The sequence below is a fragment of the Thermosynechococcus sp. HY213 genome (assembly GCF_031460975.1).
GTDB lineage: Bacteria > Cyanobacteriota > Cyanobacteriia > Thermosynechococcales > Thermosynechococcaceae > Thermosynechococcus.
Genome location: NZ_JAVKVB010000011.1, coordinates 239,801 through 253,766 on the forward strand (window position 1 = coordinate 239,801; position 13,966 = coordinate 253,766).

General features: G+C 52.2%; 11 protein-coding genes, 1 pseudogene and 1 CRISPR repeat array. Of the genes and pseudogenes, 4 read left to right on the top strand and 8 right to left on the bottom strand.

What is annotated here, in order from left to right; all coding sequences use genetic code 11:
• Window positions 1-56: 56 nt before the first annotated feature.
• From RHK62_RS06690 to RHK62_RS06700, 3 genes and pseudogenes are all read right to left on the bottom strand, one after another.
• Window positions 57-558 (bottom strand): annotated as a pseudogene (locus tag RHK62_RS06690) (GTP-binding protein).
• A 4-nt stretch (window positions 559-562) separates the two neighbouring features.
• A complete protein-coding gene (gene era / locus RHK62_RS06695; protein WP_206201538.1) occupies window positions 563-1,486 on the bottom strand; it encodes a GTPase Era in 924 nt (307 codons plus the stop codon).
• Between the two features lie 9 nt (window positions 1,487-1,495).
• Window positions 1,496-1,990 carry a biopolymer transporter ExbD gene (locus RHK62_RS06700; protein ID WP_286626496.1) on the bottom strand — a complete coding sequence of 165 codons (495 nt, stop codon included), beginning with the start codon at window positions 1,988-1,990 and terminating at the stop codon, window positions 1,496-1,498.
• A gap of 76 nt (window positions 1,991-2,066) precedes the next feature.
• On the opposite strand from RHK62_RS06700, the gene gmk reads away from it, so the two are divergent.
• A complete protein-coding gene (gmk, locus tag RHK62_RS06705; protein ID WP_302679128.1) occupies window positions 2,067-2,642 on the top strand; it encodes a guanylate kinase in 576 nt (191 codons plus the stop codon).
• Here gmk and RHK62_RS06710 read toward each other — a convergent pair.
• Together RHK62_RS06710 and RHK62_RS06715 are read right to left on the bottom strand one after the other, a co-directional pair.
• Window positions 2,639-3,361 (bottom strand): ABC transporter ATP-binding protein, encoded by a 723-nt coding sequence (locus tag RHK62_RS06710; RefSeq protein ID WP_206201540.1) that lies wholly within the window; start codon window positions 3,359-3,361, stop codon window positions 2,639-2,641. The two genes, gmk and RHK62_RS06710, sit on opposite strands and share 4 nt — an antisense overlap.
• Entirely contained in the window at window positions 3,358-3,618 is a 261-nt protein-coding gene (locus RHK62_RS06715; protein WP_206201541.1) for a hypothetical protein, read from the bottom strand. The genes RHK62_RS06710 and RHK62_RS06715 overlap by 4 nt, the downstream gene beginning before the upstream one ends.
• Window positions 3,619-3,732: 114 nt before the next feature.
• Window positions 3,733-5,810: direct repeats of the CRISPR family, unit length 36 nt; unit sequence GTGCTGGGATTCTTTCCCAGCCGAATTAATGGAAAC.
• Between the two features lie 12 nt (window positions 5,811-5,822).
• Here RHK62_RS06715 and RHK62_RS06720 point away from each other — a divergent pair.
• Entirely contained in the window at window positions 5,823-6,773 is a 951-nt protein-coding gene (locus tag RHK62_RS06720) for a class I SAM-dependent methyltransferase (protein WP_310438040.1), read from the top strand.
• On the opposite strand, the gene RHK62_RS06725 is transcribed toward RHK62_RS06720, so the two are convergent.
• A complete protein-coding gene (locus RHK62_RS06725) occupies window positions 6,770-7,990 on the bottom strand; it encodes a F420-0:Gamma-glutamyl ligase (RefSeq protein WP_310453459.1) in 1,221 nt (406 codons plus the stop codon). The genes RHK62_RS06720 and RHK62_RS06725 overlap by 4 nt on opposite strands.
• Window positions 7,991-8,065: 75 nt before the next feature.
• Here RHK62_RS06725 and RHK62_RS06730 point away from each other — a divergent pair, with 75 nt between their 5' ends.
• Window positions 8,066-8,842: a DUF1350 family protein gene (locus tag RHK62_RS06730; RefSeq protein ID WP_399378038.1), complete on the top strand. Its 777-nt coding sequence runs from the start codon at window positions 8,066-8,068 to the stop codon at window positions 8,840-8,842.
• A gap of 48 nt (window positions 8,843-8,890) precedes the next feature.
• Entirely contained in the window at window positions 8,891-10,132 is a 1,242-nt protein-coding gene (gene trpB, locus RHK62_RS06735) for a tryptophan synthase subunit beta (protein WP_302678242.1), read from the top strand.
• Between the two features lies 1 nt (window position 10,133).
• Here trpB and asnS read toward each other — a convergent pair whose 3' ends face one another.
• Both asnS and RHK62_RS06745 read right to left on the bottom strand, forming a co-directional pair.
• Window positions 10,134-11,522: an asparagine--tRNA ligase gene (gene asnS, locus RHK62_RS06740; protein ID WP_310453461.1), complete on the bottom strand. Its 1,389-nt coding sequence runs from the start codon at window positions 11,520-11,522 to the stop codon at window positions 10,134-10,136.
• 11 nt (window positions 11,523-11,533) lie between these two features.
• On the bottom strand, window positions 11,534-13,924 hold the full coding sequence (locus RHK62_RS06745) for an endonuclease MutS2 (RefSeq protein ID WP_310453462.1): 2,391 nt from the start codon (window positions 13,922-13,924) through the stop codon (window positions 11,534-11,536).
• Window positions 13,925-13,966 lie beyond the last annotated feature (42 nt).

Consider the following 13,966-nt stretch of genomic DNA (forward strand, 5'->3'; position numbering starts at 1 on the left):
CAGTGATGGTGATCAGTGATTTTTTGTGCGTTGGGTCAACTTCCGTACCATGCTGTTTAGGCTGCTAAATGGGATGCGAGAAAGGCAATCCCCTGATCTAGCCCAAGGCCAGTTTTCAAGTTCGTCATCACATAGGGGCGATCGCCCCGCATTTTCAGGGTGTCCCGTTTCATTACCTCTAAATCAGCCCCTACATAGCGGGCAAGATCAATTTTATTAATCACCAATAAATCCGACTTGGTAATCCCCGACCCGCCTTTACGGGGAATTTTATCGCCAGCAGCCACATCAATCGCGTAAATCGTTAAATCCACCAGCTCTGGGCTAAAGGTCGCAGCCAAGCGGTGTGGGGACATCCCCCGTTTCAACATTGAGAATTCGCTCGGGGGGAAGGGCTTGGGAACGCACCAAAAACTGGGCATCCTCTTGGGTGTAAATATCATTAGTCACAACCGCTAGGCGATCGCGATCGCCCAAAGCTTTACAAAGGGCATCCACAAGGGTGGTTTTACCTGACCCCACAGGCCCTGCCACACCCACTCGCAATGCTGTCTCCATCGGCTTAATCCTTCTCAATGCGATAGCCCAACTCCGCCAAGCGCAACCGATCCTGTCGCCAGCGGGGGCGTACCTTGACAAACAGTTCTAAGTAAATCTTGCCACCAATGAGGGTTTGAATTTCTTGGCGGGCAGCGGTGCCCATTTGTTTGAGCAACTGACCCCCTTGGCCGATAATAATCGCCTTTTGGGTTGGACGCTCCACATAAATCACGGCGTGGACACGAGTCAGGTTGCGATCTTGCTGCACCTGTTCAATCGTCACGGCCACCGAATGGGGGACTTCCTCGCGGGTGTGATGCAAAATTTGCTCACGGATCAATTCCGCCATGATGAAGCGCTCCGGCTGATCGGTGACCATCTCTGGCGGATAGTAATAGGGGCCAAGGGGCAACTGCGCTTCAATCGCCGATTGCAATACACCAACTCCCTCTCCCGTGAGCGCCGAGCAGGGATAGGCTGGCCAAGGGCCAAGGGTTTGATAGTCCTGTTGCCGCTGTGGACGCTCCCCTGCCGGCAAGAGGTCAATTTTATTGATGGCCAAAAGCACAGGGGATTTTACTTTAGCCAGTAATTCTGCTACGTAGCGATCGCCCCCACCGGGGGCACTTGCCGCATCCACCACAAAGACAATGGCATCCACCCGATTGAGAACGCCCTTGGCATTATGCACCAGCACTTCCCCAAGGCGATGGTGAGGCTTATGGATGCCGGGGGTATCCACAAAGATCAATTGCGCCGTTGCCGTTGTCAGGATGCCCCGTAAGCGGTTGCGGGTGGTTTGCGCTACGGGAGAGGTAATGGCGACCTTTTGCCCCAGCAGATGGTTAAAGAGGGTGGACTTGCCTACATTGGGGCGACCCACTAAGGCGACAAAGCCAGAGCGAAAGCCGTCCGGGGCAACAGGAATACTGGAAATGGGTTCCACCGTAACTGCCTATGGATTCGAAGGCGTGGGTTGATCGTTGGCTGGTGGCGAGGGGAGAGGGTTAGGGCGGGTCTCCGTCCTCAGCACCGGTTGTTCGACGGGTTGCGTGGCCAAGGCCACACGATTGCCCCCGAGCGATCGCAGGAGATCCAAGACTTGGATGACTTCGTTGTAGCTTACCACCTGTGATGCCCGCAAAATCACCATTCCTTGGGGATTCGTTTTCAAGTAGGTGGCCAAGCGTTCATAGAGTTCACTGCGGTTGACGGGGTCTTTATCCACAAAAAGTTGCCCTGCCGGATCAATGCTCACCACCAGCATCTTTTGCGACTGCGCTTGACTGGTGCTGGCTTGGGGCAAATTCAAGGTAATCGCCTGCTGCCGCGTCAGACTCACCGCCGCCAAAATAAAGAACGTGAGGATACAAAAGACCACATCAATCAGCGGCAGCATTTCAATGCGAGCATTTTCACTCTCACTGGGCAAATGAATCTTCACGGCCATTCCTCAACCACGCTGCCTTAATGATAAAACTCTGAGCAAACAGAGTAGGATCAAAAAGTTTCCCCCCCGTGCAGTTATGACCAGTGCAACGCCCCAGCCCGGACAACTCATTGTGATTACTGGCCCTAGTGGGGTCGGCAAAGGGACGCTTCTACGGCAACTGCGACAGCGACATCCCGAACTGGCACTTTCGGTTTCGGCAACGACCCGTCCGCCACGCCCCACGGAGGTTGAAGGGGTGGATTACTATTTTGTCTCTGTAGAAGAATTTAAGGGAATGATTGCTGCTGGGCAACTCTTGGAATGGGCAGAGTTTGCTGGCCACTACTACGGCACCCCACGCAATCCGTTGCTGCAACTCATTGCCCAAGGAAAAACCGTCATCCTTGAAATTGAACTGCAAGGGGCACGCCAAGTTCGCCAGTCCTATCCTCAAGCGCGTCACATTTTTATTCTGCCGCCATCTTTAGCGGAACTTGAACACCGTCTGCGTAGCCGTGGCCAAGATAGTGAGGAGGCCATTGCCCGCCGTTTAGCTCAAGCGGAAACCGAAATTGCTGCGGCTCCAGAATTTGATGTTCAAATTGTCAATGATGATTTGGAAAAAAGCCTAATTGCTCTCGAAACAGCAATTTTTAGCCCTGTGCCCTAAGGCTCTGCCCGCACAATTCCGAGGTAGAGTTCCCCCACTTTAGGGTCATTGAGTAGTTCGCTGCCCAATCCCTCATAGCGATCTTTGCCCATTTCTAAGACATACCCGCGATCGCTCATGGCAAGGGCTTTGCGGGCATTTTGCTCCACCAGAATAATAGCGGTGCCTTGGGCATTAATTTCCTTGATTTTGGCAAAGACATCATTGACAAGAGCTGGGGAGAGAGCCGCGGAGGGTTCATCCAAGACCATAATTTGCGGGTCTAGCATCATGGCGCGTCCCATGGCCAGCATTTGCCGTTCTCCCCCGGAAAGTGTGCCTGCCCGTTGCTGTCGGCGCTCAGCCAAGCGAGGAAAGGTGTCATAGACCCGCTCTTTGAGGGCCTTGAGGTTGCCGCTTTTCGTAAAGGCACCCATCTCCAGATTTTCTTCAACCGTCAGGGTACGAAAGACATTGGCAATTTGCGGCACGTAGCCAATTCCCTTTTTGACAATTTGGTTGGGACGCAAGTAGGTAATATCTTCGCCAGCGAGGGTAATTGTGCCGAGGCGGGGCGTCAGTAACCCAGCGATCGTTTTTGCCAAGGTTGATTTTCCCGCTCCATTGGGGCCAATGACCGCCACTAGCTCGCCGGCTTCGAGACGAAAATTAACGCCCCGTAGAATATCCACATCGGGAATATAACCAGCATAGACATCAGCAACGTGGAGCAAGCTCATGGTGCAAAGGACATCGCCAGAGGTTCAACATCCTCAGTATAGAGGTTTCGCGCTGTGTCCCTAATTTTGCTCCTGAAGGCAAAAGATTGCTGTTGTGAATTGAGATCCTTGAGGACTTGATCAAGCACCTCTGGACAAAAATATCCTCTCAGCTCGGCAATTTTCTCAAACCCAGTCTCCACAACGCTTTGAGCAATTTCTAACAGATTTGGAGGTGCTTGAATTTTCCCGAAATTCAGTTCCAGAGTGACTTTCACGTCCTGTGACCCTACGGATCTAAAAATTTTACAAAAACAAAAAAATGATCTCGTCTAGGTGCTTGAAAATGACCTGTGCTATAGTAGTCGTAGAGCACCTTCTAGGAGGGTGCCGTGCTGGGATTCTTTCCCAGCCGAATTAATGGAAACCTAGTCGTACACTTTTAGAAGTTTTGCCACTACCAGTGCTGGGATTCTTTCCCAGCCGAATTAATGGAAACAGCCTTCTACAAGTGACAATATTACATTTGTGGGGCGTGCTGGGATTCTTTCCCAGCCGAATTAATGGAAACCGCATTAGTTGGCTGCGCATTAGTTGGCTGCGTATGTGCTGGGATTCTTTCCCAGCCGAATTAATGGAAACCCAGCCAGCTACGCAGATTTTAATGGTATTGGCTGTGCTGGGATTCTTTCCCAGCCGAATTAATGGAAACTTAATAGCCATAATCAGCCTCCTAAAAAATAACGAAGTGCTGGGATTCTTTCCCAGCCGAATTAATGGAAACCCATTGCCACTACCACTACTGCTGCCTGATGAAGGTGCTGGGATTCTTTCCCAGCCGAATTAATGGAAACTCCTAACCGAATAGCTTTAGCACTTTTACCGCTACTGCTGTGCTGGGATTCTTTCCCAGCCGAATTAATGGAAACTTTAGACTGTTTAACAGACATAACAGCAATTCTCCCTAGTGCTGGGATTCTTTCCCAGCCGAATTAATGGAAACGCTTCTGCAATTGCGGTCACTTTAGCGGTGTGCTGGGATTCTTTCCCAGCCGAATTAATGGAAACTTACTAGCTTGCGCGTTTACGTCTTGCGCGTTACGTGCTGGGATTCTTTCCCAGCCGAATTAATGGAAACTTGGATTGTGATTGATGCATAGGGGAGGGGAGCCTGTGCTGGGATTCTTTCCCAGCCGAATTAATGGAAACCGCTCAGGAACGCCCTCTAACGCAGCAAGAAGGGTGTGCTGGGATTCTTTCCCAGCCGAATTAATGGAAACCCGCTCTTCAGCGGCACGTTTGTTTAGCCACTCTAGTGCTGGGATTCTTTCCCAGCCGAATTAATGGAAACTTCTTCTTCTTCAGTCTTTCGTACATTTCCAGTAGTGCTGGGATTCTTTCCCAGCCGAATTAATGGAAACTTGTCTTCTTTTTGCGTCTCAATTTCTTGGACGTGCTGGGATTCTTTCCCAGCCGAATTAATGGAAACTTGAAGCTTTTTAGTTTGAGCATAAATGGTTTCCGTGCTGGGATTCTTTCCCAGCCGAATTAATGGAAACACAGGCCTGCTGCCTTCAATAATTTTTTGTCTTGTGTGCTGGGATTCTTTCCCAGCCGAATTAATGGAAACCCGCTCTTCAGCGGCACGTTTGTTTAGCCACTCTAGTGCTGGGATTCTTTCCCAGCCGAATTAATGGAAACTTCTTCTTCTTCAGTCTTTCGTACATTTCCAGTAGTGCTGGGATTCTTTCCCAGCCGAATTAATGGAAACTTGTCTTCTTTTTGCGTCTCAATTTCTTGGACGTGCTGGGATTCTTTCCCAGCCGAATTAATGGAAACTTGAAGCTTTTTAGTTTGAGCATAAATGGTTTCCGTGCTGGGATTCTTTCCCAGCCGAATTAATGGAAACGAAAGGCGCTTGATAAAGTTCATAATGTTTTCCACGTGCTGGGATTCTTTCCCAGCCGAATTAATGGAAACTTTCAGGTCTAGAATGAACGGCTTCCCATCGCTAAGTGCTGGGATTCTTTCCCAGCCGAATTAATGGAAACCAAAATTGGGTCGCCACTTCTTCCCCAAGCAACCCTGGTGCTGGGATTCTTTCCCAGCCGAATTAATGGAAACGGAGCCGCGTTGAGCTCATCGAAGAAAATTAAGCGTGCTGGGATTCTTTCCCAGCCGAATTAATGGAAACTAGTCGAACCCTTTGTTTTCCATGTAGCTGAAGAAGTGCTGGGATTCTTTCCCAGCCGAATTAATGGAAACTTTTTCGGAGCACGCTCCTCTAACTCTTTTTCTTGCGTGCTGGGATTCTTTCCCAGCCGAATTAATGGAAACTCGTCACGCTTAGAAATCACAGTTTGACCAAGGTGTGCTGGGATTCTTTCCCAGCCGAATTAATGGAAACAACACGGAATTAGACTATTCTTAGAAGGTGCTGGGATTCTTTCCCAGTCGAACTAGTGGAAATGGAAACAGGAAAATGACAAATTGTTGGTTTGAAACACGCAAAGAGTGTCCAGCATGTGGTTCTGCGGCATTCCAAATAATTTATGAGGCTGAATATGATAGACCACCGATTAAGGATTACCTCAACGATTTTTATTCAGGAAGAGTTGAGTTTGATTATTTAGAAGGAGCAGTTTATATTCTATGCGAATGTGACATCTGCGGAATGATTTTTCAAAGAGATATCCCCAACAGAACTCTAATGGAAAGGCTGTATGACCACTGGATAAATTCAAAGGAATCCTTTAAAGAGCATCAAGAGAGCACTAGTCTTGATTACTATTCTCGCTATGTAAAAGAAATCATGCAGATTATTTCGTATTTTAATGAAAAGCCTTTTCGATTGAACTTTCTTGATTTCGGTATGGGCTGGGGTAACTGGGCGCTGATGGCTAAAGCTTTTGGATGTGAGGTGTACGGAGTAGAGTTATCAAAAGAGTGCATAGCACATGCTCAGTCAAATGGCATAAAGGTAATTAGCTGGGATGAAATTCATCAGTATCAGTTTGACTTCATTAATACTGAGCAGGTATTTGAACACATATCAGAGCCTCTGAATACCTTAAAGTATTTGAGGATGGCTTTAAAACCAAATGGCATGGTCAAGATAAGTGTGCCCACTGCCAACGACATAGATCGCCGATTGAAGATCATGGACTGGACATCACCAAAGGGTTCTCCTAATTCCCTCAACCCTGTAGCCCCGTTAGAACATATCAACTTCTTTCGGAGATCATCTCTTATTAAGATGGCAGAAGTAGCACAAATGGAAGAAGTTTATATTCCAATACTTAAGCAATATCAATATACAACTGGCTGGTCAGGGATAAGAAATATTGCAAAGAATATTATTTTGCCAATATACCGCAATGTTTTAAAGAAACAGAATTATATTTTTCTTCGCAATGTTGGCCATAAGAGCTAATGCATCTTGTCTAGGAAACCCTCAGTCGAGCTCGGAGAAACACCGCAAGGCCGGATTAAGACAATGGGTGTTTGCTCATCGGCATTACCGGCGGGGTTTTTCTTCAGAGCAGTCGTGAGGAAGTGAGGGGAGACTCCTTGGCTAGCGGCAAGCACCTTGACTGCCCCTAGGTCGTTAACATCCACAATGGCGATGCCCAAACCCGTTTTTGCTGCTAGATCCTCCACGACGGCTTGGGGGTTAACAGGTCCCATAACAATAAATTGATCGTAGGGGGGCAGAGTACCTGTCACATCGTCAATGAGGCGGGCTTGTTCGCCAGCCAATTGATAAAATCCGCCCTTGTGGCCAAAGACTTTGGCGATCGCCCCCCCCAAAAAGGCCAAGAGTACCCGTAGCGCTCCCACTTCCTCCACTAGCGCTTGCATGCCACAGGCGGTGGCCAAACTTGAGGTGGGCAAGAAAAACTGACACACCCGCGTTGCTACCCACCCCGGTTGCATTTGTGCCGGATCCTTGAGGCGACCTTGGATAATGGCAAGGGGTGTTTCCCCAATGGCAACAATGTCTCCAGGTTGGGCATGGGGCATCACATAGCGATTGAGCACCTCTAGGGGAATATCCAACGGCGTCAGTAAATGGGTGCGAATGGGGAGTACCTGACATCTCTCCGCCTGTCGCCACACACCTGTATCTCCCGTGGCCGGAAACTTGAGGGGGATAAATTCATGGTGGGTTTTGGCAAAGCGACCGTGGGGGCCATAGGCAATGTAGTGAATCTTGACCCAAGCAGCCTTGACCTCGCTCACGCCAATTCCCTGCAAATCCACACAAATCTCGACATTCGTTTGCTTGGTGGACTTGACGATATAGGCAAACCAATAGCCATCGGCACGGGGGAGAAATTCTGGCTCCGGGTGGCGGGGGATGACCTGCACATCCGTCTGAATCATATCGACACGGCCATCGGACAATAGCACCACCTCTGCCCGTAAGTCTGGCACCATCACCTCAAGGCCACGGTGGGGGTTGCTCAGTCCCAATAGCCCGACAAAACGGTAGTGGGTTGGCTCATAGATTTCCAGATTCCAAGTGGCACGGATCACTTCAAGGGGATGGGCTGGCCGCCGCCGATACCGCCATTCCAAGGCCAAGAAGATCAAAGCCGCAATGGCTCCGAGGACTGCTGCACCACTGCCAACGATCGTCTGAATCATTCCTTGGGCTCTCCCACCGCATCTCTTGTATTCGCTAGATTACTAGCAGTGAGGTATCTTTTGGAGTCATTGATTTTGCAGTGGCAAGAAGTTCGCGGCAATTGGTTGTATATTCCCCCGCGCCCCTTGGGGTGGATTCACTTTCTCGGCGGCGCCTTTGTGGCCACCGCACCCCAAGTAACCTACCGCCGTCTGTTGGAGCATCTTGCCGAAGCCGGCTATGGCATTATTGCCACGCCCTTTGTGAACACCTTTGACCATGGGGCGATCGCCCTCGATGTGCTAAATAAACTCGACTATGCCCTTGATTGGTTGATCTATCGCCGAGGCTACCCAGTGGCATTGCCCATCTATGGTTTGGGACACAGTATGGGCTGCAAGCTCCACCTGCTGATCAATAGCCTCTACGATGGCGATCGCGCCGGCAATCTCTTCATGGCCTTCAACAACTACCCCGCCAGTCAATCCATTCCTTGGATAGAAAACCTTGCCCCCGTGGGTGTCGAATTCAGTCCCAGCCCGACAGAAACCGAAAAACTGATTCAAGAGCGCTATCCTGTGCGCCGTAATCTCTTGATCCGTTTCCAAGAGGACGATATTGACCAAACAGCCCGCCTGCGCAGTCTCCTCAGAGCCAAATTTGGCGATATGGTCACTGCCTTGAAGCTACCGGGGAATCACCTCACCCCCCTCAGCCAAGGACTCAAGTGGCAAGTCGGCGCAGAATTTTCTCCCCTAGATGCCGTCGGCCAGTGGATCAAGCAAAGTCTCTTTCCCGAAATGCAGATTCTGGAGGAGTGTCTGTTGGAGTGGCTCAATCCCCTAGGCACTGCCCGCCGTTCCCGCCCGTAGCGTGGCACAATCACATAAGGAACCCTTGATGAAAAAAGGACTTTGCCCGTGACTGTTGCCCCCTCTGCTGCCCTCAGTGCTGCTGCTCGCCCCGATTCCCGCGGTCGCTTTGGTCGCTTTGGTGGCAAGTACGTTCCCGAAACCTTGATGCCCGCCCTCAGTGAATTGGAGGCGGCCTTTGCCCACTATCGCCAAGACCCTGATTTTCAAGCCGAATTGCAGCAACTTCTGCAAGACTATGTGGGTCGTCCTAGTCCCCTCTACTTTGCCGAACGCCTCAGTGCCCACTATGCCCATGATCAAGCCCAACCCCAGATCTATCTAAAACGGGAAGACCTCAACCATACGGGTGCCCACAAAATCAACAATGCCCTCGGTCAAGTGCTCCTTGCCAAGCGCATGGGCAAACAGCGCATTATTGCGGAAACGGGTGCTGGTCAGCATGGGGTAGCCACGGCAACCGTCTGTGCCCGCTTTGGCCTCCAATGTGTGATTTACATGGGCGTTCAAGACATGGAGCGGCAGCGGTTAAACGTGCTGCGGATGCGTCTATTGGGAGCAGAAGTGGCGCCCGTCAGTGCCGGTACAGGCACCCTAAAAGATGCCACCTCCGAAGCGATTCGCGATTGGGTGACGAATGTTGAAACCACCCATTACATCTTGGGTTCAGTGGCGGGGCCCCATCCCTACCCGATGCTGGTGCGGGAATTCCATGCCGTCATTGGGGCAGAAACGCGGCGGCAGTGCCTTGAGAAATGGGGCGGGCTGCCCGATATTTTGCTCGCCTGTGTTGGCGGTGGCTCCAATGCCATGGGACTCTTCCATGAGTTTGTTGAGGAACCGCAGGTGCGCTTAATTGGTGTTGAAGCTGCGGGTCAAGGGGTGGACACGGGTCACCATGCTGCCACCCTCACCAAAGGGGAAGTGGGGGTACTCCACGGTGCCATGAGCTATCTCTTGCAGGATGCCGATGGTCAGGTGGTTGAGGCCCACTCCATCAGTGCCGGTTTAGACTATCCGGGCGTGGGGCCAGAGCATAGCTACCTCAAGGACATTGGTCGGGCAGAATACTACAGTGTCACTGATGCTGAGGCCGTGGCTGCCTGTGTGCGTCTAGCTCAGTTGGAGGGAATTCTCCCTGCCCTCGAAACCGCCCATGCCTTGGCCTATCTGGAAACGCTATGCCCGCAATTGACCGGTCAGCCGCGCATTGTCATTAACTGTTCAGGACGCGGCGACAAGGACGTGGAAACGATTGGCCGCTATTTTGAGGCACAGCAAGCCCCCTGAGCTAGAACTCCGCATTCCCCGGTGTACGCGGAAAGGGAATGACATCGCGGATATTGTCCATGCCCGTCATAAACTGCACCAACCGTTCAAAGCCCAGCCCAAAGCCAGCATGGGGGACACTGCCATAACGGCGTAAATCCAAGTACCACCAGTAGGGGGCAGGGTCTAGGCCTTGGCTCACAATTCGCTCCTGCAGCACGTCAAAGCGCTCTTCCCGCTGGGAGCCACCAATGATCTCGCCAATTTTGGGGGCGAGGACATCCATTGCTGCTACAGTTTTGCCATCGTCATTGAGGCGCATATAGAAGGCTTTGATGGCAGCGGGATAATCATAAACAATCACGGGGCGCTGGCAGTATTCCTCAGCAAGGTAGCGCTCATGCTCCGATTGCAGGTCTAGCCCCCAAGCCACGGGAAATTCAAAGGCGCGGCCACTTTTTTCTAGGACTTGAATGGCTTCTGTGTAACTAAGGCGGGCAAAGGGTTGAGTTGCCATCTGTTCGGCGGTGGCCATGACGCTATTGTCAATGCGCTCCTGAAAGAAGGCCATATCCTCACTGCAGTGGTCAAGGACATGGCGAAAGACAAACTGCAAAAAGGCCTCCGCCAGTTCCATATCTCCCATCAGGTCACAGAAGGCCATCTCTGGCTCCACCATCCAAAACTCGGCAAGGTGACGCGAGGTATTGGAGTTTTCAGCGCGGAAGGTGGGACCAAAGGTATAGACATTGGTAAAGGCTGTGGCCATAATTTCTGCCTCCAGTTGGCCACTGACGGTGAGGTAGGCACGACGACCAAAAAAGTCTTGACTGAAGTCAATATTCCCCTCTGGGGTTTTGGGTGGCTGCGCTAAATCCAGGGTGGTGACGGTAAAGAGTTCCCCAGCCCCTTCGCAGTCACTGGCGGTAATGATCGGGGTGTGTACCCACAGGAATCCCCGCTCCTGAAAGAACTGGTGAATGGCAGTGGCACAGGCATTGCGCACGCGCATCACCGCGCCTAGGGTATTGGTTCGCGGTCGGAGATGACCAATGGTGCGTAGAAATTCAAAGCTGTGGCGTTTCTTTTGCAGGGGATAAGTTTCTGGATCGGCACCGCCCCAAAGGTGAATCTGTTGGGCATGGAGTTCAATGGTTTGGTTTTTGCCGGGAGAACGCACCAGTTCGCCACTGAATTCTGCGGCAGCCCCTGTGGTCAGGTCTTTAATGGCTGGCGTTGCTGCTGCCAGGGTGTTGGGAATGACCACCTGCAATCCGGCTAGGGTTGAGCCATCGTTGACGTTGACAAACGTACATTCCTTGAGTTCGCGTTTGGTGCGCACCCAGCCCTTGACGGTGACGCGATCGCCCACTTGACCTTGATGAAGAATGTCCTTAATCCGCTGCTGCATGGGTCTTGTTCCTATAACTGCACAATGGTTACTCCCCGGCCACCTTCTTCAGGAGGCGCAAGGTGATAGCTTTGAACGCTGGGGTGCTGATCTAAAAATTGATGCACAAACTGGCGGAGGGCACCACTGCCGTGGCCGTGGATAATCCAAACCGTTCCCTGCTGGCGGTTGAGAAATTCCTCTAGGAGGGGTTCCGCCTCATGGGTGCGCTTGCCCCGCAGATCGAGGGTACGGCTCTCTGTGCGAATGGCGGGTGCTGGGGTGCGAGAAGGGAGTGGGGGGGGAGCTTGAGCTGGGTCGGACTTGGGTTTAGATGGTGTGCGTACTGGTTCGCCCTTGAGGGATTCCACCGCATGGGGAGGAACGGTAAATTTCACGGAACCCACTTGGACGACAATATCCCCCTGCTGGCTGACACTGAGGACTTCGCCCACCTGTTGCCATTGGGGCAAGCGAACGCGATCGCCCGGTTGAGGAATAAAGCCAACGGGCGGAGGTGGTGGTAGATAGGTTTTCTCAATCTGATGCAGCGCCGTTTGGGCAGCTTGTACCTGTTCGGGACTGTTGGCGCGTTGCAGTTGAGCAATGACTTTGGCAATTTCCTGCTGTGCTCTACGAAGAGCCGTGCGTACCTCTTCTTCCAATTGTTGACGAAGTTGCTGCTGGCGTTGTCGCAGTTCCTGCGCTTTGGTGGCAATTTCTTGGTAGAGGGCTTCAGTATCGCGAAGCAGGGTTGCCGCAGCGGTGGTTTTCGACTCCTGCACTTGGCGTTGTGCCACTAGCCCGCTAATCATCTCGTTGACACTGTTGCTGTCACCGCTTAAAAAGGCCTTGGCACCTTCAACAATACTGGGATGTAGCCCCAACCGCTGGGCGATCGCTAGGGCATTAGACTGTCCCGGAATGCCCCACAGCAGCCGATAGGTCGGGGCAAGGGTGGTCTCATCAAACTCAACGGCGGCATTTTCAAAGCGGCTGTCCTGATACTTGAGGGCTTTGAGTTCGCCATAGTGGGTGGTGGCAAAGGTGAGACTGGCGTGGTCTGCCAGATAGCGCAACAGGGCGATCGCTAGGGCTGTACCCTCACTGGGATCCGTGCCGGCCCCCACTTCATCGAGGAGCACCAACGTATTGCCCCCTGTCATCTCGAGCTCGGTGAGAATATCGCGGATATTGCAGATATGACTGGAAAAGGTGGACAGGTTTTGGGTCAGGGACTGCTCATCCCCAATGTCTGCCCAAATCCCTGTAAACCAGGGCAACTCTATGGGCGCTGCCGCTGGCACATACAACCCTGCTTTTGCCATCAGTGCTGCCAAGCCCAAGGCCTTCAAGGTTGCTGTTTTGCCGCCGGTGTTGGGGCCAGTGATTGTCACTACCTTGGTGGGGGGGGGCAATTCAATGTCAATGGGCACCACGGTCTGTCCTTGCTCATGGTGCTCTTGCCACACCAAGAGGGGATGCCGCAACGCCTTCAGGTGCAGCCGCGTGTCACTGACAAACTGGGGTGGGTTGCCCTGCAACCAGAGACTATAGTGGGCACGGGCGACCGCCATATCGAGGGTGGTCAGCACATCGAGCAGATACCACAAATCATCACTAATCGTGGCCAACTGATCCGAGAGGGCTTGGCAAATGGTGCGTTCGGCCTCAGCCTCTTGATGGGTAAGTTGTTGCAGGCGGTTTTGCAGGTCAATGGTTTCTTGCGGCTCAATGTAGAGCGTGGCACCACTGGCGGAGAGATCGTGGACAATTCCCGGCATCTGGTCTTTGTGGGTGGCTTTGACTGCCAACACATAGCGATCGCGCCGTTGGGTGACCACCGCCTCTTGAATGGCACTGGCTCGCTGCTGCAGAATCTGCTGCAGTTGCTGCTGGATCTGGGCACGGCACTGCCGTTGCTGCTGGCGAATCTCAGCCAATTCTGGACTGGCGCGATCGCTCACTTGCCCTTGATCAGTAATACAGCGGTAGATTTCTTGAGCCACCTCAGGATAGGTGCGAATGCCGGCCACCAGTTGCTGAAGCGCCGTGAGTTGCGTGTGTTCCTCAATTTGACGCCGCTGTTGCCGCGCCGCACTCAACAGGTGGGCGATCGCCAGTAGCTCCATTCCCTGCAAACAGCCTTGGCGATCCAGCCGCGCCAGCGCCGGTTCAATATCTGTGACTTGGCTAAAATCGAGGTGCACTTGGTGCACCGTTTCCAGGGTAATCACCTCAGTGGTTTGAGCCAACAGCACTTGACTGGCTGCTTGGGTGCCCCCTAGAATCTCTCCCCCCTGCAGCTGGCGCATCCCCCGTTTGGTAGCAGCAAACGTTGCCAACTGCTGACAGAGACGCGGCCACTCCAGCCGCCCTAGGGATTTGTCTAGTGCACTAACTTGTGACGTGAGAACAACCAATGTTCGCTATCTGCTGAAAACACTACTTTCACTGACTGTAGC